Source organism: Mammaliicoccus sp. L-M44 (assembly GCF_022386355.1).
Lineage (GTDB): Bacteria > Bacillota > Bacilli > Staphylococcales > Staphylococcaceae > Mammaliicoccus > Mammaliicoccus sciuri_A.
This window is the reverse complement of sequence record NZ_JAJNIU010000009.1, coordinates 1-24602: the sequence shown is the minus strand read 5'-3', so window position 1 is coordinate 24602 and position 24602 is coordinate 1. Positions and strand designations below refer to the sequence as shown.

Annotated in this window: 21 protein-coding genes and 1 other annotated feature; of the genes, 11 read left to right on the top strand and 10 right to left on the bottom strand. The window is 32.6% G+C overall.

The annotated features are described in order from the left end of the window. The first annotated feature begins 210 nt into the window (after positions 1-210). Positions 211-1200: a catabolite control protein A gene (gene ccpA, locus LQ611_RS06600; RefSeq protein ID WP_025905288.1), complete on the top strand. Its 990-nt coding sequence runs from the start codon at positions 211-213 to the stop codon at positions 1198-1200. Between the two features lie 53 nt (positions 1201-1253). Here ccpA and LQ611_RS06595 read toward each other — a convergent pair whose 3' ends face one another. Genes LQ611_RS06595 through LQ611_RS06585 form a run of 3 tightly spaced genes read right to left on the bottom strand, consistent with a single transcriptional unit; the run spans position 1254 to position 3687 of the window. Then, positions 1254-2399 carry an acetoin utilization protein AcuC gene (locus LQ611_RS06595; RefSeq protein WP_025905289.1) on the bottom strand — a complete coding sequence of 382 codons (1146 nt, stop codon included), beginning with the start codon at positions 2397-2399 and terminating at the stop codon, positions 1254-1256. Beyond that, positions 2392-3036 carry a CBS and ACT domain-containing protein gene (locus tag LQ611_RS06590; RefSeq protein WP_025905290.1) on the bottom strand — a complete coding sequence of 215 codons (645 nt, stop codon included), beginning with the start codon at positions 3034-3036 and terminating at the stop codon, positions 2392-2394. Before LQ611_RS06590 ends, LQ611_RS06595 begins: the two co-directional genes overlap by 8 nt. A 15-nt stretch (positions 3037-3051) precedes the next feature. Continuing rightward, a complete protein-coding gene (locus LQ611_RS06585) occupies positions 3052-3687 on the bottom strand; it encodes a GNAT family N-acetyltransferase (protein WP_025905291.1) in 636 nt (211 codons plus the stop codon). Positions 3688-3836: 149 nt separating this feature from the next. Here LQ611_RS06585 and acsA point away from each other — a divergent pair, with 149 nt between their 5' ends. Both acsA and LQ611_RS06575 read left to right on the top strand, forming a co-directional pair. Beyond that, on the top strand, positions 3837-5549 hold the full coding sequence (gene acsA / locus LQ611_RS06580; protein WP_239709482.1) for an acetate--CoA ligase: 1713 nt from the start codon (positions 3837-3839) through the stop codon (positions 5547-5549). A gap of 165 nt (positions 5550-5714) precedes the next feature. Continuing rightward, positions 5715-7382 (top strand): formate--tetrahydrofolate ligase, encoded by a 1668-nt coding sequence (locus LQ611_RS06575; protein WP_107565177.1) that lies wholly within the window; start codon positions 5715-5717, stop codon positions 7380-7382. An 80-nt stretch (positions 7383-7462) separates the two neighbouring features. Here the strand turns inward: LQ611_RS06575 and LQ611_RS06570 are convergent, their stop codons facing one another. Beyond that, positions 7463-9919, bottom strand: a complete 2457-nt coding sequence (locus tag LQ611_RS06570; protein ID WP_107565170.1) for a transglycosylase domain-containing protein — start codon at positions 9917-9919, stop codon at positions 7463-7465. Between the two features lie 100 nt (positions 9920-10019). Next, positions 10020-10213 (top strand) — a binding site (T-box leader). Positions 10214-10263: 50 nt separating this feature from the next. Between LQ611_RS06570 and tyrS the strand changes: the two genes are divergently transcribed. The 3 genes from tyrS to LQ611_RS06555 all read left to right on the top strand — a co-directional run bounded on the left by tyrS (position 10264) and on the right by LQ611_RS06555 (position 13064). After that, positions 10264-11526 carry a tyrosine--tRNA ligase gene (tyrS, locus tag LQ611_RS06565; RefSeq protein ID WP_103361687.1) on the top strand — a complete coding sequence of 421 codons (1263 nt, stop codon included), beginning with the start codon at positions 10264-10266 and terminating at the stop codon, positions 11524-11526. A gap of 120 nt (positions 11527-11646) precedes the next feature. Then, entirely contained in the window at positions 11647-12225 is a 579-nt protein-coding gene (locus tag LQ611_RS06560; RefSeq protein ID WP_025905523.1) for a LemA family protein, read from the top strand. Continuing rightward, positions 12225-13064, top strand: coding sequence for a TPM domain-containing protein (locus tag LQ611_RS06555; RefSeq protein ID WP_049318640.1), 840 nt, complete (start codon positions 12225-12227; stop codon positions 13062-13064). The genes LQ611_RS06560 and LQ611_RS06555 overlap by 1 nt, the downstream gene beginning before the upstream one ends. Before the next feature lie 59 nt (positions 13065-13123). Here the strand turns inward: LQ611_RS06555 and LQ611_RS06550 are convergent, their stop codons facing one another. Further along, the gene (locus tag LQ611_RS06550) at positions 13124-14347 is read right to left on the bottom strand and encodes a S1C family serine protease (RefSeq protein WP_210142522.1); all 1224 of its coding nucleotides are present in this window, start codon (positions 14345-14347) and stop codon (positions 13124-13126) included. A 200-nt stretch (positions 14348-14547) separates the two neighbouring features. On the opposite strand from LQ611_RS06550, the gene LQ611_RS06545 reads away from it, so the two are divergent. The 3 genes from LQ611_RS06545 (at position 14548) to LQ611_RS06535 (ending at position 17125) form a co-directional block, all read left to right on the top strand. Beyond that, on the top strand, positions 14548-15177 hold the full coding sequence (locus LQ611_RS06545; RefSeq protein ID WP_025905520.1) for a lysophospholipid acyltransferase family protein: 630 nt from the start codon (positions 14548-14550) through the stop codon (positions 15175-15177). Positions 15178-15331: 154 nt separating this feature from the next. Then, a complete protein-coding gene (locus LQ611_RS06540; RefSeq protein WP_103361548.1) occupies positions 15332-16447 on the top strand; it encodes an HAD family hydrolase in 1116 nt (371 codons plus the stop codon). Between the two features lie 144 nt (positions 16448-16591). Continuing rightward, positions 16592-17125 (top strand): hypothetical protein, encoded by a 534-nt coding sequence (locus LQ611_RS06535; RefSeq protein WP_025905518.1) that lies wholly within the window; start codon positions 16592-16594, stop codon positions 17123-17125. 53 nt (positions 17126-17178) lie between these two features. Here the strand turns inward: LQ611_RS06535 and serA are convergent, their stop codons facing one another. The 3 genes from serA to LQ611_RS06520 all read right to left on the bottom strand — a co-directional run bounded on the left by serA (position 17179) and on the right by LQ611_RS06520 (position 20469). Next, entirely contained in the window at positions 17179-18774 is a 1596-nt protein-coding gene (gene serA / locus LQ611_RS06530; protein ID WP_025905517.1) for a phosphoglycerate dehydrogenase, read from the bottom strand. After that, on the bottom strand, positions 18767-19924 hold the full coding sequence (locus tag LQ611_RS06525; RefSeq protein WP_204174845.1) for a pyridoxal-phosphate-dependent aminotransferase family protein: 1158 nt from the start codon (positions 19922-19924) through the stop codon (positions 18767-18769). Before LQ611_RS06525 ends, serA begins: the two co-directional genes overlap by 8 nt. 101 nt (positions 19925-20025) lie before the next feature. Continuing rightward, positions 20026-20469, bottom strand: a complete 444-nt coding sequence (locus LQ611_RS06520; RefSeq protein WP_025905515.1) for an SACOL1771 family peroxiredoxin — start codon at positions 20467-20469, stop codon at positions 20026-20028. Between the two features lie 73 nt (positions 20470-20542). Here LQ611_RS06520 and LQ611_RS06515 point away from each other — a divergent pair, with 73 nt between their 5' ends. Next, positions 20543-21307 carry a glycerophosphodiester phosphodiesterase gene (locus LQ611_RS06515; RefSeq protein WP_025905514.1) on the top strand — a complete coding sequence of 255 codons (765 nt, stop codon included), beginning with the start codon at positions 20543-20545 and terminating at the stop codon, positions 21305-21307. A gap of 42 nt (positions 21308-21349) precedes the next feature. Here LQ611_RS06515 and rpsD read toward each other — a convergent pair whose 3' ends face one another. Beyond that, the gene (gene rpsD, locus LQ611_RS06510; RefSeq protein WP_025905513.1) at positions 21350-21952 is read right to left on the bottom strand and encodes a 30S ribosomal protein S4; all 603 of its coding nucleotides are present in this window, start codon (positions 21950-21952) and stop codon (positions 21350-21352) included. Positions 21953-22177: 225 nt separating this feature from the next. Continuing rightward, complete coding sequence (locus LQ611_RS06505) at positions 22178-22642, bottom strand: GAF domain-containing protein (RefSeq protein WP_103361546.1); 465 nt, start codon at positions 22640-22642, stop codon at positions 22178-22180. 136 nt (positions 22643-22778) lie between these two features. Between LQ611_RS06505 and ezrA the strand changes: the two genes are divergently transcribed. Next, positions 22779-24473 (top strand): septation ring formation regulator EzrA, encoded by a 1695-nt coding sequence (gene ezrA / locus LQ611_RS06500; RefSeq protein WP_037588531.1) that lies wholly within the window; start codon positions 22779-22781, stop codon positions 24471-24473. Positions 24474-24602 lie beyond the last annotated feature (129 nt).

Sequence of the window (24602 nt, the reverse complement as noted above, 5' to 3'; positions counted from 1 at the left end):
TTTTATGTTGTAAATTAACATATGTTCGTTTGTTTTCTGAAAAACTATTTACAATTTACACAAAAACCAAAAATATTAGAGCAATTGTATCGACAACACCTCTATAATCTTTTATAATTGGTAATTGTGAGTTCGCTTTCATATACTTTGAAAACATTATGAAAACGTGCTAGAATAAAGTAGAAAACGTTTTCAAGATAGGAGGATATTATGACTGTAACAATATATGATGTTGCAAGAGAAGCAAAAGTATCAATGGCAACAGTTTCACGTGTCGTGAATGGTAACCAAAATGTTAAACCTTCAACACGTGATAAAGTAAATGAAGTCATTAAAAGATTAAATTATAGACCTAATGCTGTAGCTAGAGGTTTAGCAAGTAAGAAAACAACAACTGTTGGGGTAATTATTCCTGACATTTCTAATGTTTATTATTCTGAATTAGCTCGTGGATTAGAAGATATTGCCACTATGTATAAATATCATACAATCATTTCAAATTCTGATAATGATAGTGAAAAAGAACAAGAGATATTTAATAATTTATTAAGTAAACAAGTTGACGGTATCATTTTCTTAGGTGGTACTTTAACAGATGAAACAGTAGACCTTATTGATAAATCATCAGTACCAGTAGTCGTATCAGGTACGAATGACAAAGATTCTAAACTTGCTTCAGTTAACATTAACTATACAGAAGCTAGTAAAGAAATTGCTGAATCATTGATCAAGAAAGGTGCTAAGAAATTTGCATTTGTAGGTGGAGGATATTCAGAAAAAGCACAGGATGATGCTTTTAAAGGATTAGAACTTGCACTTCAAGAAGCTGGCCTTGAAATCGAAGACAATGCTAAATTTGTTGGTAATGAAACATATAAAGATGGTAGCCGTGCTTATGAGGCTGTTTCTCAAGATAAGCCGGATGTTATTTTATGTATTAGTGATGAACAAGCAATTGGTATTGTACACGCAGCACAAGATGCAGGCGTTAATGTACCAAATGATTTACAAGTTGTAAGTTTCAATAATACAAGATTAGTTCATATGGTTAGACCTCAATTATCAAGTGTGACACAACCATTATATGATATTGGTGCAGTTGGTATGAGATTATTAACTAAATATATGAATGACGAACAAATTGATGAACCGAATGTGATTTTACCGTATAGAGTTGAATATAGAGGTACAACTAAATAATAGTAAAAAGAAGACTGAAACATATCAATTGTGTCAGTCTTCTTTTTTAATATTTAATTAAACCAGTCTAATATTCTTAATTTAGTATTATTATTTTTTTCAGTTATTTCTGTTCTTCTTGGTATTTCAGTATAGTCTTCTTTTTCATCTACCCAAGTTGAAGGTAGTGGTAATGGTGCGTGTGGTTGGTATTTTTGTAACCATGAATCTGGTAGTGAGCCTTCAGGTGTTTGTAGGTCATTTAATGCAAACCATACATGTGACCACGCTCTAGGTACAACGCGCCATATATTATATCCACCGCCACCAATCATAATGATTTTGCCATCACAATATTTGTCTGCTAAACCTTTAACGATATAAGGTATTTTATACAATGTATCAAGTGTACAGCTCAAATGTGTGAGTGGATCTAAGTAATGTATATCAACACCATTTACACTCAGTATGACATCTGGTTTATATGCTTTACAAACGGCTTCTACTGTATCTTTAAAGACGTCTATGTATGAATCGTCTTCTGTATAAGCATCTAATGGCACATTGACAGTCGTTCCAAATCCTTTACCATCACCGCGTTCTGTTAAGGCGCCAGTGCCTGGAAATAAGTATCGACCTGTTTCATGTATAGAATAGTTCATGACATCTTCATTTGTATAAAATGACCATTGTACGCCATCGCCATGATGAGCGTCTGTATCGATATATAAGATGCGTTGATTATACTTTGATTGCATGTATTGGATGGCAACTGCACTGTCATTATATATACAAAATCCGCTCGCTTTTCCTTTGAAGCCATGATGTAAGCCACCACCAAGATGGCATGCTCTTGTTGCTTCTCCAGTCATAACGGCATCTACTGCACTTAAAGTCCCACCAACAACACGTGCACTATTTTCATGCATATTTACAAATTGTGGCGTGTCTTCAGAATTTAATCCGTATTTATCATATTCTTCTAATGGTAATTCACCATTGCCAGCTTTTTTAATAGCTTCTATATAATTTGGTTCATGTACGAGTTGAAGTTCTTCATCAGTCGCTACCCGAGGTGGAATAATATGTGCTTCTGTTAATACACCTAAATCAAAGAGTAAATCAGTTGTTAATTTAAGTCTCATTTGATTGAAAGGGTGACTATCTGAAAAACGATATTTCAATAAATCTTCAGAATATACATATTTAGCATTAGTCATTTTTTATACCAAACGGATAGATGACATGGTAATCTTGTTCTTCTAATAATTTGTATATCTTCTCTGGATTCATTGATTTCACTCGTAACATCAGGTATCTCTTGCTAATATCTTGTTGATCTGCATATGCTAGAACGTTTAAAATATCAATATTTTGTTCTTTAAATATTCTTGTAATATCATGCAGTGCGCCAACTTTATCATCAATATGTACTTCAATAATAGAACCGGGCATAGTCACACCAGTAAGTTCTAAAAATGTATTGAGCATGTCTTTTTGGGTTACGATACCAATTACTTTATTATCTCGAATAACTGGAATTGACCCGATAGACATTTCATAAAAATCTAGTGCAATATCTTCTACAAAATCAAGTGGATGACAACGTATCACATTACGTCTCATTATTTTTGAAACAGACAATGACAAACTTTTGTTAGGCTCGTCATCAGATAATATGCTTGGCAGAGCCATTTTTATATCCCTATCAGAAATAATACCGAGTAAATGATCTTCTTCATCAACAATCGGTAAATGTCTAATTTCTTTTTGTGTCATTAATACTAAAGCATCTTCAATAGATTTATCACTTTGTATTGTCGTACAAGGTGATGTCATAATTTTTTCAACTAACATAAATTTAAACCCCCTCTAAAAGAAAAATCTATTCATAAATCTGAGCTTATCAAATGCTTCCATTTGTTCTTGTTGAATATTTTGTCCAATCCTTGCCATTAAGCTATTTGCTGGATGACTAATAATTTCAGGGTCGTCTGTTGCAAACACTTCTAATCCACCTTCAGCCATCATTTTATTCATGATTTTCTGATATTGATAAACATCTAAACCACTGTTTTTAAGGTCCCAATGCCAATAATATTCAGTTGTAATGACGATAAAATCTTCCATTTCAGGTGCTTTCATAGCAAGTTGAAGCATTTTTTTACCTAGACCATATTTACGATAATCTAATGACAATTCAATAGCACCTAATTCTAGAATATACGGTAAATTACCATCAGACCATCTCTCTAATGGGTCAGGGTATAAGTATGTCGTATAACCAATAATATGTTGATCAATACGTGCAATAATTATTCTTCCTTCAGGTAATTCTGCAATTTCAATAATGGCTTCAAATTGTTCTTTAGATACTCTAAAACTATTGAGTCCTTCATCAAAAGTCATATTTCGTAATTCATCTGGATGTACAGGTCCTTCAACGATAATGTCTGTGTCTTTATCATAGGGGACAGTTTCAGATATAAAAGTCTTCTTGAATTCCAATGTTGTACCTCCTTTCATTAAGTATGATATTCTATATTTGTAATATGTATTTTGAATAATCAAATTTTTTTGAAAAGTATCATCTATTTATATTATAATGTAAATAGGCTTTATTGAAAACGATTACATTCATAAAAGGGGAGATTTAAATGAAAGTCGAAGTATACGAAGCATTAAATGATTCTTATAACCTTGCTGATTATGATGAAACAGTAAAAAATCATAATTGGAAAGATATCGAAAAGAATTTCAGTTGGAGTGAAACTGGAAAAATAAATATGGCTTACGAATGTATAGATCGTCATGTAGATAATGGTAAAGGGGACAAAATTGCACTTCATTATAAAGATAGCAATAGACAAGATAGTTATACATTTAAAGAATTACAAATCGCGAGTAATAAAGCTGCAAATGTCTTGAAAAATGAAGCGAATGTACAAAAAGGTGATAGAGTATTTATATTTATGCCGAGAACACCTGAATTATATTTCTCTTTATTAGGTACTTTGAAGATTGGGGCTATTGTAGGTCCATTATTCGAAGCCTTTATGGAAAAAGCAGTTAAAGACAGATTAGAAAATAGTGAAGCTAAAGTTATCATTACAACGAACGATTTAGTTGGTAGAATTCCGAAAGATGAATTACCAAACCTTGAACATATTGTCGTTGTAGATGACGAAGTAAGTGATGAATATATTGATTTCAATCAATCATTTGAGCAAGCAAGTGAAGAATTTGATATTGAATGGTTAGATAGAGAAGATGGTTTGATCTTACATTATACATCAGGTTCTACAGGACAACCTAAAGGTGTATTACATGTTCAAGAGGCTATGATTCTACATTATATATCTGGTAAATATGTATTAGACTTTAAAGAAGATGACGTTTATTGGTGTACAGCTGACCCAGGTTGGGTAACTGGCACATCATACGGTATCTTTAGTCCATGGTTAAATGGTGTTACAAACTGTATCGTCGGTGGAAGATTCTCACCAGAAGGCTGGTATGACTTTATTCAAACATATGGCGTAACGATTTGGTATACTGCGCCAACTGCACTACGTATGTTAATGGGTGCTGGCGATGATGTTGTTAGTAAATATGATCTTTCATCATTAAGACATGTGCTTTCAGTAGGTGAACCGTTAAACCCTGAAGTTATTAAATGGGCACATAACGTATTTAATCATAGAGTACATGATACATGGTGGATGACTGAAACAGGTGGACATATGATTGTAAACTATCCATCTATGGATATACGTGCTGGTTCAATGGGTAAACCTTTACCAGGTATTGAAGCAGCAATTGTAGATGATCAAGGTAATGAATTACCACCGAATAGAATGGGTAACTTAGCCCTTAAAAAAGGTTGGCCATCAATGATGAGAACAATTTGGAATAATCAGCCTAAATATGATTCTTACTTTATCAATGATGAATGGTATGTTTCAGGAGATTCTGCATATAAAGATGAAGATGGTTATTACTGGTTCCAAGGTAGAGTTGATGATGTCATCATGACTGCTGGTGAACGTGTAGGTCCATTTGAAGTTGAATCTAAACTCGTTGAACATCCAGCTGTTGCTGAAGCGGGTGTTATCGGTAAACCTGACCCAGTAAGAGGTGAAATTATTAAAGCTTTTATTGCTTTAAGAGATGGCTATGAAGAATCAGACGAACTTAAAGAAGAAATTAGAAAGTTTGTTAAAGAAGGATTAGCTGGACATGCAGCACCTCGTGAAATTGAATTTAAAGATAAATTACCGAAGACACGTTCAGGTAAAATTATGAGACGTGTACTTAAAGCTTGGGAATTAGATTTACCAGCAGGTGACTTATCTACGCTTGAAGATTAAATTAAATAAAGTTCACGTCATATAATTGGCGTGATCTTTTTTACGGGAAATTTGAATAAAAGTAGCTTACATATCGACTTTTATGAGTGAATTGTATATCCTAATAGTGTTAGGATATGTCATTTAATATTTAATTTGTAATATAAATTTAAGGAGTGAACGATGTTGAGTCATTTATCAGATTTAGAAATTGCAAAACAAAGTACTTTAAGACCAATTAGTGAAATAGCTGAGAAGGTGGGGATTTCTCATGAAGCTTTGGAACCTTATGGTCACTATAAAGGAAAAGTTGATATTACAAAGCTAAATGATCTAGAGGAAAAAGGTAAAGTTGTACTTGTAACAGCTTTAAGTCCAACTCCAGCTGGTGAAGGTAAATCAACGGTAACGGTTGGATTAGCAGATGCCTTTAATCAACTTAATCAAAATGTAATGGTCGCATTAAGAGAGCCATCACTTGGACCTGTATTTGGTATGAAAGGCGGCGCAACAGGTGGTGGTTATGCACAAGTTTTACCAATGGAAGAAATCAATTTACATTTTAATGGTGACTTACACGCGATAACGACTGCAAACAATGCGTTGTCAGCATTTATCGATAATCACATCTATCAAGGTAACGAACTTAATATTGATTCTAGACGCGTTGAATGGAAACGTGTACTTGATATGAATGATAGAGAGTTACGTCAAGTTGTAGTTGGTTTAGGTGGTCCAACAAGAGGTGTACCAAGAGAAGATGGTTTTGATATCACAGTTGCATCTGAAATAATGGCTATATTCTGTTTATCAAACGGCATTAAAGATCTAAAAGAAAATCTAGCTAATATTACTATTGGCTATAATGTCGATAAACAACCCGTAACGGTTCGTGATTTAAAAGTAGAAGGTGCTTTAACGCTTATTTTAAAAGACGCGCTAAAACCTAATATCGTACAAACGATAGAAGGCACGCCTGCATTAGTACATGGTGGACCTTTTGCGAATATTGCGCATGGATGTAATTCAATTATTGCAACGAATACTGCTAGAAAGTTAGCGGATATAGTTGTAACAGAAAGTGGATTTGGTTCAGATTTAGGTGCCGAGAAGTTTTTAAATATCAAAACACGTAAAGCTGGATTTGATCCAAGTGCAGTTGTTATAGTCGCAACTATTCGTGCGTTAAAAATGCATGGCGGTGTAGCAAAAACAGATCTAAAAGAAGAGAATGTTCAAGCTGTTCAACAAGGTATCGTAAACTTAGAAAGACACGTCAATAACATTAAACAGTTTGGCGTTGAGCCTGTTGTAGCAATTAATGCGTTTATTCACGATACAGATGATGAAGTACAAGTTGTCTTAGATTGGTGTAAAGAAAATAACGTAAAAGTAGCTTTAACAAAAGTTTGGGAAAAAGGTGGAGCAGGTGGCGTCGAACTTGCTAAAGAAGTATTAAAAGTATTAGAAACACCACAATCATTTAAACATCTTTATGACTTGGACTTATCTATAGAAGAAAAAATAGAAACTATTGTTCAGAAAGTATACGGCGGAAGATCTGTTAAATTCAGTGACAAAGCCTTAAAACAATTGAAGACAATTAAAGAAAACGGGTGGGATAAATACCCAGTATGTATGGCAAAAACACAATATTCATTTACAGACGATCCAAAAGAACTTGGTGCACCAGTAGACTTTGATATAACAATTAGAGAATTATCACCAAGAACTGGCGCAGGATTTATCGTAGCATTAACAGGGGACATCATGACAATGCCAGGTTTACCAAAGAAACCAGCAGCATTAAATATGGATGTTAACGAAGACGGTTCTGCAGTAGGATTATTCTAAATAGAATATAATTCAACAAAAAATAACACCTCATTTTCACTGAAAATGAGGTGTTATTTATTTTGAACTAGAAAGTTTATCTAATTATTGCCACTTGGTGGTGCGGTGCTTGTACCACTGGATGGCTTGCTATTGCTGTTTGAACTACTATTATTACTGCTTGATTTATATGACCAAGCTTCTTTAGAATTTTTAGATACACGTTCTTTTGGTTTAACTTTTGATGATGTGTTTGTATCAATTGCTTGTCCTAGTCGTTTTAATACATAGTCAGAATTAATATCTTTATTCGAAGTATCGACTTTGTCAGATATTAATGTAGAAGATTTAGATTCACCACTGCTACAGCTTCCTGTAGAATTTGTGTATTGGCAAATTGTGTCTTCTTTAACTGTGCTAGGTCTAGAGAATTCACTATCGTATCCTAATTTTTCTCTATCTGTAGAAGATAATGCATTAACCATATCTCTCCACATAAATAATTGATAATGACTGTCTTCATCAAATGTTATTGGTTGGTCATAACCCATCCAAATACCTAGTGTAACTTTTGGTGTATAGCCTACAAACAAGCTATCTTTAGCATCTTGTGATGTACCCGTTTTACCAGCCCAGTTACCGTCAAATGAATTCTTAATTTGGTAACCTGAACCGTCATCAAGAACACCTTCTAAAATACTTGTTGTTAAATATGTTGTTGATTCACTAAAGATACGTTTAGGATCTTTTTTGTGTTGATAAATCACTTCACCATCTCGTGATTTAATAGATTCAATCATATAACTTTCATTATATTCACCTTTATTAGCTAAAGTACTGTAACCATTCACATCTTGTTCTAATGTGAAGTCTGCTGTACCAAGTGTTAAGGCTAAACCATCTTGGATATCTTTAGGTACGGTCATACCCATTTTATTTAAGTTTTCCCATGGTTTGTAATCTTGAACATTACTATACAATCTTAAAGTACTTAAGTTTAAAGAGTTTCTTAATGCATAATCTGCTGTTACCGGACCAAATTCTCTTCTATCGTAGTTATCAGGAGAATAACCTTGGAAGTCGAATTTTTTATCCAGTAGGGCAGTGTTTGGTGTGATTAATCCATTTTCAAATGCTGGTGCATATGTGAGTAATGGTTTCATTGTTGAACCTGGTGAACGTTTAGCACTTGTTGCGTGATTGATTTGTGATTTTTCGTAATCTCTACCACCAACGAACGCTAGAATTTTACCAGATTGATTTTCTTTTAATAATGCACCGACTTCATGTTGGAACTCTTTAGAAGCTTTTTTACCTTCACTGTTTGTATAACTTGCTTCTCTATCCCAAGAGTAGCTACCAGAATTATCTTTAACTTCTTGAAGTTTATCGTACATATCTTTTTCAATCGTTGTATCTACACGGTAACCTTCAGTTCGCATAGCTTGATTAGCTTTTTCAGTATATTTCGTCATAAGAACTGGCGTTTGATCAAGTTCTTTCTTAGAAATATTATCTTCTTTAGCTAAATGATATTTAAGGATATCAACAGTACGTTTTTCAACTTCTTCCGTTAAGAATGGATATTTCTGATTAGGTTCTTCAACTTTATCAACAAATGATTTCTTGATGTCGAATTTTAATGCTTCATCGTATTCTTTTTTCGTAATTTTTTCTTCTTGGTACATTCTTTTCAGAACATAGTGTTGACGATTGATGCCGTATTTCAAGGATTCATCATCTTTCAAATCACCATTCGGTAAGAAAGGTGTGTATGTGTAAGGATTCTGTGGTAATCCAGCAAGATACGCAGATTGTGCGATGTTTAAATTCTTGGCTGATTTACCAAATACACCTTGAGCAGCGGCTTCAATACCCGCTATATTAGAACCATTTGAATTTCTTCCGAATGAAACGACGTTTAAGTAACTATCAATAATTTCTTCTTTTGATAAGTTCTTTTCAACATTCATTGAAAGTAGCATTTCTTTAGCTTTACGTTCAAATGATGTTTCATTAGTTAAAAGTTGGTTCTTAACAAGTTGTTGCGTTAATGTACTCCCGCCAGAAGAATTAGCACTACCAAGTACTTCTTGTACTGATGCTCTTATAAAAGCTTTAGGTACAATACCATTATGGTTATAGAAGTCTTCATCTTCTGTTGATATAAGTGCATTTTTAACATTCTTACTTATGTCTTTCCCTTTAATAACATCCCTTTGGACATCACTTTTTAATCGACCAAGTGACTCTCCAGAACCAAAATAAACAGATGTGCTTTCTGTCATTGAATAAAGTTGTTGCTTCATTTCTTTTTTAGACATTACTTTTTCATCTTTGACAAGTCCTGCGAAGTATCCGCCACCAATACCCAATCCTAAAGCTAATAATAAACAACTAATAAATACAATAATGAAAAATAAATTGCTTATTACATTGTATGTAGTATGGAATATGAGTTTTGGGGACCATTTTGTTTCTTTAAAAGTATCTTTATATTTCTTACTTGAACGATTAAATTGTTCTTTAAGTTTGTTTTTAGACTGATTTGAACTCAAATTTTTACCTCCAATCTAATCATCAATATTATAACATATATGTTTAGTGTTGACTTTTAAAAAAGTTAGCATTATACTTTGTAATTAATTGCATAAGGTAATGAACTAAAGGAGAAGTAGTGATTATTTTCTTTTTAAGAGAGTCAGTGGTGCTGCGAACTGATAAAGTGATAATGATGAATACACCTTTATAACAACAAGTTCAACGTTTTTAATGTACGTAACATTAAAGAGTGATGATGTATGAATTTACGTCATAAGTATGGTGGTACCGTGTATTCAAGCACCCTTACATTTTTTGTGAGGGTGCTTTTTTATATTCTATTTTAGAGGAGGAAAATATAATGACAAATGAACTTTTAGAAGATTTAAAATGGAGAGGTTTAATTTATCAACAAACTGATGAACAAGAAATTGAAGACTTATTAAATAGAGAGTCAGTTAAAATATATTGTGGTGCAGATCCTACAGCTGATAGTTTGCACATTGGGCATTTATTACCATATTTAACACTACGTCGTTTCCAAAACCATGGTCATACACCAATCGTCTTAGTCGGTGGTGGTACAGGTATGATTGGAGATCCATCAGGTCGTTCAGAAGAAAGAAAATTACAAACTGATGAACAAGTTGAAGCTAATGTAAGAGGAATCATGAATCAAATGCATAAAATATTTGATTTTGAAGGTGAAGACTCAGCGATTCTTGTTAACAATAAAGATTGGTTAAAAGAAATAGATTTAATTTCATTCTTAAGAGATTACGCTAAACACGTGGGTGTAAACTACATGTTAGCGAAAGATTCTGTTAAGACGAGATTAGAAACAGGTATTTCATACACTGAGTTTACGTACATGATTTTACAAGCCATTGATTTCGGATACTTAAACCGTAATTACGATTGTAAAATGCAAATTGGTGGTTCAGACCAATGGGGTAACATCACGACAGGATTAGATTTAATGAGAAGAATGTACGGTGACACTGAAGCTTACGGTTTCACAATTCCACTTGTTACAAAAGCAGACGGTAAAAAATTCGGTAAATCTGAATCAGGTACTGTATGGTTAGATAGAAGTAAAACGTCAGCTTACGAGTTATACCAATTCTGGATTAATTCACAAGATGCTGATGTTGTGAAATACTTGAAATACTTTACTTTCCTTGATAGAGAAGAAATTGAAAGACTTGAAAAAACAGTTGAAGAAGCACCTCATTTAAGAGAAGCTCAAAAAGTATTAGCTGAAGAAATGGTTCGCTTTATACATGGTGAAGAAGCTGTAGAAGAAGCTAAAAGAATTACAGATGCACTATTTAAAGGCGATATTAAATCATTAACAAAATCAGAAATCGTAGAAGGTTTTAAAGATGTGCCAACAGCTGAAGTAAGTTCTGAAACTGTACAACTTGTTGACTTTATTATTGAAGCAGGTGTTTCACCTTCAAAACGACAAGCACGTGAAGATATCACAAATGGTGCAATTTACTTAAACGGTGAACGTATTCAAGATGTTAACCACGAGATTTCAAGCGAAGATAAAATAGATGACGAATTTACAATTGTTAGAAGAGGTAAGAAGAAATACACAATGGTTAAATACGTTTAATATTTATGAGCTATAATGGCTGAGGCAATGATGTTTGTCTCAGTCTTTTTTCGCATACATATGGTATTTATTGTATAATAAAGAAGACCATTTATTTATAAAAAGAAAGGGAGACATTTAATGAAAAAATATTTAGGACCAATTATTGTTGTTTTAGCAGTAATTGTTATTATTGGCTTATTTATGATCGGTCCATACAATAGATTAGTTGGACTTGAAGAAGAAGCGGATAAGTCATTATCTAATATTGATAATCAGCTTCAAAGACGTGTTGACTTAATTCCTAACTTAGTTGATACAGTTAAAGGTTATACGAAACACGAAGAAAAAGTATTCAAAGATGTATCAGATGCACGTAGTAAATTAGCAGGTGCGAATACGCCAGAAGAAAAAGCAGAAGCAAATGGTGAAGTTAATAGTGCGTTAAGTCGTTTACTTGCTATCAGTGAAAATTATCCAGATTTAAAAGCAGATAAGCAATTTACAGGATTAAGAGACGAATTAGCTGGTACTGAGAATAGAATTGCAGTAGCTAGAAAAGATTATAATGAATCTATTAATGAATATAATCAAGCTACTCGTAGATTCCCATCTAGTATCGTAGCAGGATTGTTTAATTTTGATAAGAAAGAATATTTCCAAGCCAAAGGTGAAGCTAAAGATGCACCAAAAGTTGACTTTGGCGGAGACGAATCTTAATGAAATCAATGTTTAAACGATTTTGTGTCTTGCTTATTGTTAGCTTTTTTTCACTAAGTTATGTCGTACATGCAGCTGATGATAAATTTCCTAAGTTAGAACAGCCTGTATTTGTACAAGATCATGCTAAATTAATGACTGATCAAGATAAAGACAAAATTAATCAAAAAGGTCAAAAATTACAAGACGGAACAGATGCAGATATCTTGTTAATGACGATGAAATCAATAGGTCAAACACCTCGCCAAGATTATGCATTAGAAGCGGGGCGACACTATAAAGTTGGCGACCAAAAGCATAATCGAGGTATTGTTATTCTTTTAAATATGGATAACGGTAATGAGAATAATAATAGAGGTATTGATATAGCAGTTGGAGATGGACTTGAAGGTGTCCTTAACGACTCTAAAGTTGGGGAATTGATTGATTCTAAATTTATGCCTTATCAAAAGAAAGCTTCTCAAACTAAAGATAGTAAAAAAGCAAATGCTTATTACAGTCAAGGTTTAACAAATTTATATGATGCAGTGTGGGATGAAGTAGCTAAAAGTTACGGATACGATGGTAAGAAGTTCACAGAAGACGAACCACAAAGTAGTGGATTAGGAAAAATACCATTTATCATCTTTATCATATTTATTATTGTTTTCTTCATTATTTACTTCAAAAATGGAGGCGGTAGACCTCCAAGAGGTGGAAATAGAAGAGGTACAAGACGTGGTATGACTGGACCATTTATCTTTGGAGGTTCATCAGGTAGTTCTGGTGGCGGATTCTCCGGAGGTGGCTTCGGCGGAGGAGGCGGCTTCTCTGGCGGAGGCGCAGGTAGAGGCTTTTAGTTTGTAATATGTATATAGAAAAAGCATGCAACTCGATATGAGTTGCATGCTTTTTTGAATTAGTTTTGTTCTTTCAATGTGATTTTTGTTGTATGTGTTTTACCGTCTCTAATATATTTGATTGTGATTTTGTCACCTGGTTTTTTCTCATTGTAGATATAATTTTTAATATCAGAAACGTCTGATACATCTTTATCGTCTACTTTAGTGATGACATCATCTTTTTTAAGTCCGTTGTCTGCTTTTTTATCTACTTCAGAAATGTAAACACCTTTATCTGTTGTGAGATTTAATTCTTTCTTATATTGATTTGGTATATCATCTATTGAGATCATGCTGATACCGATATAAGGTCGTGTTACTTTACCGTCATCCATTATATCTTTAATGATATTGTTTACTTCATTACTTGGTATTGCAAAGCCGATACCTTCTACATCTGATCTTGAAATTTTCATTGAGTTAATTCCGATAAGGTTACCGTTTAAGTCGATTAATGCGCCACCTGAGTTACCTGGGTTTATGGCAGCATCTGTTTGAATAACTGTTGCTTCTGTAACACCTTGAGAAGTTTGTACATTCATCGTACGTTCTTCTGAAGAAATAATACCTTGAGTCACACTGTTTGCAAATTCTACACCTAATGGGTTACCTAAAGCAAATACTGTTTCACCAGCTTTAACTTTAGATGAATCGGCAAATTTAATTGGTTCAATATTATAATTGCCTTCTATTTTTAATACTGCTAAGTCAGTCATAACATCTGTACCGACAAGTTTGGCTTTCACTGATTTATCATTATGAAGGCGAACTTCTATTTCATTTGCACCTTCTATAACATGGTTGTTCGTTACGATGTAAGTACTATTACCATTAGATTGATAAATCACGCCTGTACCTGTTCCCGTTTCTTCTGAATCACCAGATCCGTCTGAATCCTCAGAATTGTTACCACCGAAAAATGATTCTAGTCCGCTTGCTTTTTGTTTGTTAATAACGCCTACAATTGAAGGTGAAACATCTTCAATCATTTTAGAAACGGATTTGTTGCTTGATTTATTATCTTTAATATTGCCACCTTTTTCATTAGCTGGTGCTTTTGTAATATTTGCTTCATCATTATAATTGGTAAACACATCTACTATTTTAGTCCCGCCGATATATAAGGCGAGTATTAAGACCGCACCTAAAATACCAGAAATAAATGGGATAAGACAACTTTGATACCAAGGGATTTTATTTTTTTGTTTGTAATAGTAACCATTTGAAGTTGTCTTATTAATATTTTGTTGATCCTCATTTTGATTTTGATCCATTGTATTGCCTCCTTAAACACTGTCCATAAAATAATTATTATAGAAATTCCTTTAAAAAGCTAATAATATGGTTGTTTTAAATTGTTACAATATTTTGTATGAAAACTTGTTACGTAAGTACGACAATGATAGAATATGTATATCATTAAGAAGAGAGTGGTCATTAAATGTATAAATTTGCGAGTACAGTTTTACATACTATTTTTCAAAAATTCGGGAAACAAATTGTAGCAATTAACAAAGAGAAAGTTCCTGATGAACCTTATATCGTTACGTGTACACATACAGGATATGTAGAAGTTATCATGTTAGCTTTAAGTTTATATCCTACAGAAATTAATTATATGGCTAAAAAGGAATTATTTTCGAAAGACTGGTCAGATAAGTTCTTTCATTCATTGAATGCATTTCCAGTTGATAGAGAAAAACCAGGTCCAAGTACTTTGAAAATACCTGTTAAGTTATTAAATGAAGGTAAAAGTGTTGGAATTTTCCCATCTGGTCATAGAGCAGAAACAGGAGAAGCACCATTAAAAAGAGGGGCTGCAACGATTGCTGTATTAAGTAACAAACCAATTGTACCAGCTGCTTTTGAAGGACCTAAACAAGTTAAATCAATTTTTGGATTTAGACAAAAGTCATTTATTAAATTTGGTGATCCGATTGATCCAAACGACTTTCCAAGTGATATGAAGAAAAGTGAAAAAATCGCTAAAATTATGACTTTATTAGAAGAAAGAACGAATACTTTACAAAAAGAAGTGACGTATATCGCTCAGAAATCTAGACAAAAATAACATTATAAAATTTTACAAGCGATCATTTGCTTGTAAGATTTTTTTGTATTTTAAACTAAAACGTTTTCATTTATCTTATGTTGTAATACTACTGTATTCAGTAATAATCTATGCTAAAATTATAATCAGAATGTTCAAAAAATGGAGGCATAATATGAAACAAGTATTATTTGATGTAGACGGTGTTTTTTTAAGTGAAGAAAGATGTTTTGACGTTTCTGCTTTAACAGTTTATGAAATTTTACATAGTGAAGCTTTTTTAAACTTAAAAGGAACAGTAGACATAGAAACATTAGAAGAACAAGATATTAAACAAATTAGAAAAGACATATTTATTGATGATCAAATTCTGAATCAACTTAAGTCTTTAGGTTTAAATTCTAACTGGGATATGCTTTTTATTGTGATTAGTACACATTTAATTGAATTGTTAAAGCAAGCAAAAGCTAAAAATCTTGACTTGAGTAACGTTAACTTTGACGACAATACTTTGAAAAATTATGCTCAACAAATAGTAGGTAAAGAGATAAATATAGAAACTCCTCGTCGATTTTTATCTAAAGCGACTTCCGGTAAAGAAAATATTTATCATGATCTTATCGCTTTTGCTCAAGAAGAACTAAATGTAGAAGATGCTTCAATTTTTGAACTGAAAAGTAAGTTCTGGGATGTAGCACAAGAAGTATATCAAGAATGGTACTTAGGTACTGAGCTATATCAAGAAGTTGAACATAAGACACCTCGTACAACTTTTAAAAATGGTTATATAAAAGAAGAAGTAGTGTTAGCTGATGTGGATGAAGTGACACAATTGCTAGAAGATTTGAAAGCAGCAGGATATCAAATCGGTATTGCTACAGGTAGACCAAGAACAGAAACAATCGTTCCATTTGAAACAATCGGTTGGTTAAAACAATTTGATGAATTCCATATTGGAACAGCATCAGAAGTTCTTAAAGCAGAAACAACATATCCAGAATTTAAACCACTCGGTAAACCAAATCCATTTAGCTATTTAATAGCGAATGGTGGAAATGACCCAGAGAACTATTTAACTTATATAAAAAAACAAGAACAAGTGTTTAGTGAGCAAGATATATATATAGTAGGTGATTCATTAGCTGATTTATTGAGTGCACAAAAAACAGGTGCAACATTTATAGGCACACTTACTGGATTAAAAGGTCAGTCTGCAAGAGCAGAGCTAGAAGATTATGATGCTGATTATATTGTAGATAACGTATTAGATATTAGAAACGTATTATTATAAATTGATAATCCCTCAAATCATCAAAGATTTGTGGGATTTTTTGATAAATAAACATTTTATAAGATTTCATTACAATATTTACTTACAAATATTGTATAATAAGAGTGTGAATAAAATTTTGAAAAGCAAATGGTGGTTGGAATAATGTATATTGATATTTTATTTAAAAATCATGATGCTGATAGAAACCACTTTATAAGGCAAACTGGGTTCTCTCATAAGAAAATTTCTAAACTCAATAAACAAGATCCTAATTCGTATAGTGATGATTTAATAAAAGAGATCGCTCAGTTCCTTAATTTAAGCTATGACAGTACTAGAAATGAATTAGTGCAAATTAAAGAAAAGGGGACACTTTATAAAGCACAAACTGTCGAAGAACTAAAGATTGTGATTGATACGAGCCCTAAAGAATTTATAGTGAGTAAAGGGGTCTATAGTTTGATTAATGATATTAAGCAATCTGATATCTCTCATGATCAGCAATATATGAAAGATGTATCCCAAACTGTTTTAACGTCATTTATTTTATGGATTGTAGGCAAAGTGAAAAGTATTGGTAAATCATCTGAAGAAAAATTGATTAATGATTTAAGGTTACATATCTTAATGTACTATGATATTCATGAAATGAACAACAATCGAGCAAGACTCGTACTCAAAGGATTTGTTAGTTAAATATGCATAATAAAAACCACGTGTTAGTATTGATCTAACACGTGGTTAATTGTTTATAGTTGTTTATTTAGTTCGACTTTTTTAATGCTTTGGAAGCCATCAATAGCAAATAAGTCATCTATTGTTTCATCTGAAGCTTCATCATCTATTGATAATATCATTAATGCTTCTCCACCGATAGAATGTCTACCTAAGTGCATTGAAGCAATATTAATGCCATGTTCTCCTAAGATTTGTCCCATTTTACCTACGATACCAGGTCTGTCATTATGATGGATAAGTAACATATGTTTTTCAGGTTTGAAATCTACAGGATAGTCATTAATTCTTACGATACGAGGTCCATAACCATTTAATACAGTTGAACCGATTTTAATAGAATGATCTTTGTTCACTAATTCTAATTCAATATAGTTGCTGAAACCATATTTTTTACTATTTTTTTCGATTTGATACGTTACACCTTGTTCATTTAACAATACGAGTGCATTGATTAAATTAACATGATCACCTAAGTCTTGTTGTAAGACACCCATAACAAGTTGTCTTGTAATTAAACTTGTGTCATCTAATGCAATTTCACCATGATATTTAATTTTTAATTCTCTTGGACCTTTTTCAAATAGTTGGATACCAACTTCACCAGTTGTTCTACTTAATTCAACAAAAGGTCTAAGTTCTGCTTCAACTTCACCAGACATTTGTGGTGCGTTTACAGCGTGTAAGACGTTATTATTTTCAAAGATATCGATGATTTCATTTGCAACAGATACTGCAACTTTTTCTTGAGCTTCGATAGTTGAAGCACCAAGATGGGGTGTTACGATTATTTTTTCATGTTGCGTAAGTGGTGTGTTATTTGCTGGTTCTTCAGTAAATACGTCTAGAGCAGCTTTTTCGATTTTACCTTCATCAAGTGCTTTAATTAAGGCATCTTCATCGATAATACCACCTCTAGCAACGTTGATGATTTGTAAGTTAGGTTTTGCTTTATTGAAGAAGTCTTCATTTACAAGACCTTTAGTCTTTGGTGTAAGAGGAGTATGCACTGTAATAAAATCTGCTTGTTCAGCAATTTCGTCTACAGTTGCTCTCGTAATTTCTAAACGTTTCGCGTCATCACTTGATAAATAAGGGTCAAATGCAAGAATATTCATGCCGAAACTTTGAGCACGTTTGGCAACACCTAAACCGATTCTACCTGCACCAATTACGCCAAGTGTCTTCTTGTATAATTCAGTACCACGATATTTTTTTCTATCCCAATTACCTTCTTGTAATGAGCGATGTGCTTCTGGAATATTTCGAGCCATAGAAAGAATCATTGCCATAGAATGTTCAGTTGCAGAAATAGTGTTACCATCAGGCGCATTAATAACAAGAATACCTTGTTTAGTTGCGTGATCGATATCAATATTATCAACACCAACACCAGCTCTAGCTACAACGCGAAGATTTTTCGCTGCATCTAGAATAGGGGGTGTGATTTGAGTTTGGCTTCTTACGATTAAAGCATCATAGTCACCGATAATGTTAACGATTTCTGATTCACTCAAGCCAGTTTTGATGTCTATTTCGAATTTTTCATGATCTGTTAAACTTTTTAAACCTTCTTCTGATATTGGATCGACTACAATTACTTTAAACATATTGATTAACTACCTCCTGGAATTTTGAAACACCTTTACCAAGTACTGATTGATCACGTATTTCTGAAAGTATAATTTCTAATGCGCTAATAAATTGCAACATGTCATTTGGAGAGATTTTACCCATGTGACCAACCCTTAATATTGTTCCTTTAAGGTGCTGTTGACCACCTGCAATTGTAATGTTGAATCTATTAAGTAATTCATCTTTAATCGTCTTAACTTCATCTTTATTTGGCACAAAAGCTGTTACAGTAGGTGAAGCAAATTCATCTTCAACTAATAGTTCCATATCTAAAGCTTTTAAACTTTCTCGAACGGCTGTTTTACATACTTCGTGTCTTTTGATTGTATTTTCAAATTTTTCTTCTTGAATTAAATCACAATAAGTTTGTACACCTCTAATAAGTGATACAGCTGGTGTAAAAGGTGTTGAATCATCGTTTAAAGAAGTTATGTATTTATTTAAATCTAAATAAAATCTTGAAGTAGTCACTTCTTTAAACCTTTCGATAGCTCTATCATTATATGCTACAAATGCAGCTCCAGGTGGTAACATGATTGCTTTTTGACTACCTGAAACGAGAACGTCGATGTTGTCTTGTTCCATATCTACTTCAACTGCGCCAATAATACTAACGCCATCCACTACAAAATAGATGTCAGGATTAAATTGTTTAACTAACTTACCTAAAGCATTAATAGGGTGTTTAACAGAAGTAGACGTTTCACAAAATTGTGTGAATACGGCTTTAACATCAACATTAAGTGAGTTTAAATATGTTTCAAATTCTTTTAAATCGACACCTTTTCCCCATTCAACTTCAAAAATATGTGCCTTAAATGGATATGAGGATGCGATTTTTCTAAACCTATCCCCAAAAGCGCCTGAAACAATAATGACAATATCATCTTCAGGATTCGCTACATTAACCATAGCTGCTTCAAGAGCACTTGTTCCTGATGAAGTTAGAATAGCAACAGGGTGTTTAGCCCCAAAAATTGTTTGTAAATCTCTCGATGCTTGATGAATAATTTGACTAAATTCCTTTGTTCTATGTCCTGTCATAGGTTGATTCATACTTTCTAAAATCTCCCTAGGAACAGTTGTAGGACCTGGTGCGAGTAATAAAGAATCATGCTGATACATATATATACACTCCTTACTGAATTTATGTTCTATATTGTAGCAAAGAAAATAGTAAAATAATAGTGAATTTATTGAAAATTCCGATTAAAACGTTTTCATTACTAAAATCTTATTTCACCTGTTGCTACAACTTGAACATTACCAGCTAAAGCACGTGTTACCATACAAGATTCTTCTGCTTTTTGAACAAGTCTGTTTAATCTTTTTTGTAAATTTTCATCTGGTTCTTCAGATAAATAAATAATAGGGAAATGTTCTATTTTTCTATAAGTGATCACGCCATCTTCAAAATCAACATGACCTTTAGAATCCACTTCGATTCTTTCGATATCAATTTCAGAACGTTCAATCATTGCTGCCAATGTAATCATATAGCAAGTTGAAGCTGCACCTAATAACATCTCGTCTGGATTTGTACCTATTTCTGGTCCGTCCATTACTACAGGGATTGATACGCGTGTAGATAAATTATCAGTTGTGATATGGCCAGAAGCATTTCTGCCTTTAGTCCATGTTCCTTTTAAATTAAAAATATGTGTTGTCATATTCATGTTCCTTTCTATAATTAAAAATATTTGGGTATAATCTATAGTATGACTGATTTTAAAGGAGTAGACAATGAATGTGAATAATCAAAATTGCAAATTAAAAATTGCACACAGAGGTGTTCCATCATTAGCACCAGAAAATACAATGATTTCTTTTAAACGTGCAATAGAATTCAATATAGATGTTCTAGAAATAGATATACATAGAACGATTGATGGTGAACTTGTTGTTATTCATGATCCAACGACGAACCGTACTTCACAAGAAAAAGGGGTCATCAATAAATTAACTTATGAAACATTGACAAAATATGATGTCGGTAAATGGAAAGGTCAAGCATATATTGGTGAGCAAATTCCGTTATTTCAAGATGTACTTAAATTAATAAAAGACACACATATAAAGCTTCTAATAGAAATCAAGCAACCAGAAAACTATCCTAATATTGAATCGGATATTATCGCTATGATCAAACAACATGATATTTCGTACAATCAAATTATGATTCAGTCATTCAATAGAAATTCAATTCAAAAAATAAGCACTTTATTGCCAGATATTGAATTAGGTGTATTGATTAAGAAGAAAAACCGCTTTATAAGTAAAAGGGCAATTAAGAAAATAGGGGAGTATGCAAACTATATTAATCCGAATTATAAAATTGTAACGAGAAAATTTGTAGAGGCAGCACATGCATCGCAACTTAAGGTATTACCGTATACGATAAATAATAAATCTACGGCTCAAAAAATGTTAGCGATGGGTGTTGATGGTTTAATATCGGATTACGCACATTTATTAGATGAATGGATGAAGTCATCAATTATAAAATAAAAAACCACTTTCGAAATGAAAGTGGTTTTGTTTGAACAAAGATTAACGAGAGTAGTACTCAACGATTAATTGTTCATTGATTTCAGCAGATAATTCGCTACGTTCTGGAACGCGTACGAAAGTACCTTCTAATTTGTCAGCATCGAATGATAAGTAATCAGGAACGTGATGACTTAATTCAACTGATTCTAATACGATGTTTAATTTTTGTGATTTTTCACGAACACTGATAGTTTGACCAGGTTTTAAAGTGTAAGATGGGATATCAACACGAGCGCCATCTACAGTAATGTGACCGTGGTTAACTAATTGACGTGCTTGACGACGAGTACGAGCTAAACCTAATTGGTAAACTACTGCGTCTAAACGTGAAGCTAATAGTGCCATGAAGTTATCACCGTGGATACCTTTCATGTTACCAGCTTTATCGAAAATAGTGCGGAATTGACGTTCGTTGATTCCGTACATGTAACGTAATTTTTGTTTCTCTTGTAATTGAAGACCATACTCAGATAATTTTTTACGTTGAGTTGGACCGTGTTGTCCTGGTACGTAAGGACGTTTTTCTAATTCTTTACCTGTGCCGCTTAATGAAATACCTAAACGACGTGATTTTTTCCAGTTTGAACCTCTAAATCTTGCCATTTTGAAGTTCCTCCTTTTTCTTGTTTGATTGTTATGAAGAAACAAGAAAGAATGTTAAATGCTCATAGGGATATGTTATATTTGTGTGCCTTCACCTTGCAGCCGCGGTTACACAACACGCCTTCTTTGGGAATAACATAGAGCCTTATAATATTTAACTGCTACTTTCGTTAATTCACACAAAAATCATTATACATTTTTGTTTTGTTCATGTCAATTTATATTTTAAAGATGGATATGCTTTTCTAGCGTTTTGACAAGTAATTCTAACCCTTCAAGATCAGTTTGATCAAATCTTGATTTAACAGGTGCATCTATATCTAACACACCGATGATTTCTTTGTTATAGTATATAGGTATAACGATTTCTGATTGGCTATTCGCATCACATGCAATATGTCCAGGGAATTGATTAACATCTTCAACAAGTTGTGATTGCTTTTCGGCAACAGCTGTTCCACAAACCCCTTTACCAATTTCAATGTCTACACAAGCTGGTAATCCTTGAAATGGACCAAGTTTTAAGGCATTATTTTTAATAAGATAAAACCCAACCCAATTAATGTTTGGTAAGAATTGGTTGATGAACGCAGATGCATTACTTAAATTAGCAATTAAATCTTGTTCTCCTGATAATAAACCATCTAATTGGCGGTTGAGTAATGAATAATCTAGTTGTTGTTCTGACATTTTTATTCCTCATTTCAATATTTATTTGAATTATATTACTATTTTATGATTTTGAATATGTTTTGCATAGAAAAAGGTTTGTTGGATATATATTTTACGTTATAATAAAGAGAACGATTTAGGAGGAGAATACATAATGGCAATTTATATAACACTTGCAGTTATAATCATTATATTAATTGGTATTGGTATAATGTTATGGTTGCGTACATCAAAGCGAAATTTGATTACTGAGACTGAGCAGCGTAAGCAAAAAATTAAGCAATTACCTTTTCAAGATGAATTAGCTAAGCTTAAAAAATTAAATATCCATGGTGAAGCTAAAGACAAGTATGACCAATTTAAGAGAGAATGGCAAACTGTTTTACAAGAAGATTTAAAAGTTGTAGATGCAAAAATTCATGATGCTGATGCAGAACTTGATAAATTTAAGTTCTCACAATCAGAAGAAAGTATTGCTGATGCTAACAAAATAATGGATGGTATAGAAAAGAAATATACGCGCTTAACTCAGAGTGTTACAGAATTAATGACAACAGTGGAAACAAGCGACAAACTATACGATGAATCTAAACAGATTTATAGAGAAACGAAGAGAGAAGTATTAGCGAATAGACACCAGTTTGGGGATGCTGCTGAACTAATCGAAAAAAACATCGAAGCTTTTCTACCTAGAATTGAACAATATGAAGAACTTGTTGAAGATGGACACTACATTAAAGCAAGTGGTCATATCGATCAATTGAATACGGATATGAAACGTATGCAAGAAGATATGGAGGAAATTCCATTATTAATCAAAGATGTACAAAAAGAACTACCAGGTCAATTCCAAGACTTGAAATTTGGATGTAGAGATTTGAAAGTTGAAGGTTATAACCTTGAACACGTTAAAGTAGAAGGGACGCTTCAAACATTACGTGGCAAATTAAATTTAGTTGAACCATTGATTGGAAGATTAGAATTAACGAAAGCTGAAAGCATTATTAATGAAATTAATGATTCTTTAGATGATATGTATGATTTAATTGAACATGAAGTAAAATCTAAAAATACTGTCGAACAATCTAAAGAAATTATTACAGATGAATTATTCCATGCTAAAGATATGAACTACACACTTCAAACTGAAATTGAATATGTAAAAGAGAACTATTATATTTCTGAAGAAGATGTACATAAAGTAAGACAGTATGAGAATGAAATTCAAAACTTAATCAGTGTATACGATGAAATTTTAGGTGAAATGGCTAAAACAAATGTACGCTATAGTGAAGTTGAAGATAATCTTCTATATATAGAAGAACATGTTAAAGTAATTAATGATAACCAACAAAAAATACAAAATCATTTAGTTTCTCTTAGAGAAGACGAAGCTACAGCTCAACAAAATACATTACGTGTTCAATCTAAGAAAGAAGAAATATATAGAAATTTATTAGCATCTAATTTACCAAGTGTACCTGAAAGATTTATCATTATGAAAAATGAAATTGATCACGAAATTCGTGAAGTAAATAAAATCTTTAGTCAAAGACCTATTAATGTACAATATGTGAAAGATAAAGTAAGTAACATTGTACTTCAAATGAATAAATTTGAAGATGAAACAACAGATGTACTTATTAATGCTGTTCATGCTGAAACATTAATTCAATATGGTAATAGATATAGAAAAGAAAATAATGAACTGAATAAGAGTCTTAATGAAGCAGAAAGACTGTTTGCTAACAATAGATATAAACGTGCTATTGAAATAGCTGAAGCGGCACTTGAAAAAGTAGAACCGGGTATCAGTGAAAAAATAGAAGAAGATGTAAATAAACGATAAGAACGTTATAAAGGCGAAGACATGGTAAATGTCTTTGCCTCAGACTGTGGACAAACTGAACTTAAATTTATAAGTTCAGTTTGTTTTTTTATATGGATTAATATTTTCCACTAAAATCATGATTAAACT

What these genes read in the sequence shown, in the direction of transcription:
- ccpA (WP_025905288.1), top strand. Translation starts at nt 211, where the DNA reads ATGACTGTAACAATATATGATGTTGCAAGAGAAGCAAAAGTATCAATG.
- LQ611_RS06595 (WP_025905289.1), bottom strand. Translation starts at nt 2,399, where the DNA reads ATGACTAATGCTAAATATGTATATTCTGAAGATTTATTGAAATATCGT.
- LQ611_RS06590 (WP_025905290.1), bottom strand. Translation starts at nt 3,036, where the DNA reads ATGTTAGTTGAAAAAATTATGACATCACCTTGTACGACAATACAAAGT.
- acsA (WP_239709482.1), top strand. Translation starts at nt 3,837, where the DNA reads ATGAAAGTCGAAGTATACGAAGCATTAAATGATTCTTATAACCTTGCT.
- tyrS (WP_103361687.1), top strand. Translation starts at nt 10,264, where the DNA reads ATGACAAATGAACTTTTAGAAGATTTAAAATGGAGAGGTTTAATTTAT.
- LQ611_RS06560 (WP_025905523.1), top strand. Translation starts at nt 11,647, where the DNA reads ATGAAAAAATATTTAGGACCAATTATTGTTGTTTTAGCAGTAATTGTT.
- LQ611_RS06555 (WP_049318640.1), top strand. Translation starts at nt 12,225, where the DNA reads ATGAAATCAATGTTTAAACGATTTTGTGTCTTGCTTATTGTTAGCTTT.
- LQ611_RS06545 (WP_025905520.1), top strand. Translation starts at nt 14,548, where the DNA reads ATGTATAAATTTGCGAGTACAGTTTTACATACTATTTTTCAAAAATTC.
- LQ611_RS06540 (WP_103361548.1), top strand. Translation starts at nt 15,332, where the DNA reads ATGAAACAAGTATTATTTGATGTAGACGGTGTTTTTTTAAGTGAAGAA.
- LQ611_RS06535 (WP_025905518.1), top strand. Translation starts at nt 16,592, where the DNA reads ATGTATATTGATATTTTATTTAAAAATCATGATGCTGATAGAAACCAC.
- serA (WP_025905517.1), bottom strand. Translation starts at nt 18,774, where the DNA reads ATGTTTAAAGTAATTGTAGTCGATCCAATATCAGAAGAAGGTTTAAAA.
- LQ611_RS06525 (WP_204174845.1), bottom strand. Translation starts at nt 19,924, where the DNA reads ATGTATCAGCATGATTCTTTATTACTCGCACCAGGTCCTACAACTGTT.
- LQ611_RS06520 (WP_025905515.1), bottom strand. Translation starts at nt 20,469, where the DNA reads ATGACAACACATATTTTTAATTTAAAAGGAACATGGACTAAAGGCAGA.
- LQ611_RS06515 (WP_025905514.1), top strand. Translation starts at nt 20,543, where the DNA reads ATGAATGTGAATAATCAAAATTGCAAATTAAAAATTGCACACAGAGGT.
- rpsD (WP_025905513.1), bottom strand. Translation starts at nt 21,952, where the DNA reads ATGGCAAGATTTAGAGGTTCAAACTGGAAAAAATCACGTCGTTTAGGT.
- LQ611_RS06505 (WP_103361546.1), bottom strand. Translation starts at nt 22,642, where the DNA reads ATGTCAGAACAACAACTAGATTATTCATTACTCAACCGCCAATTAGAT.
- ezrA (WP_037588531.1), top strand. Translation starts at nt 22,779, where the DNA reads ATGGCAATTTATATAACACTTGCAGTTATAATCATTATATTAATTGGT.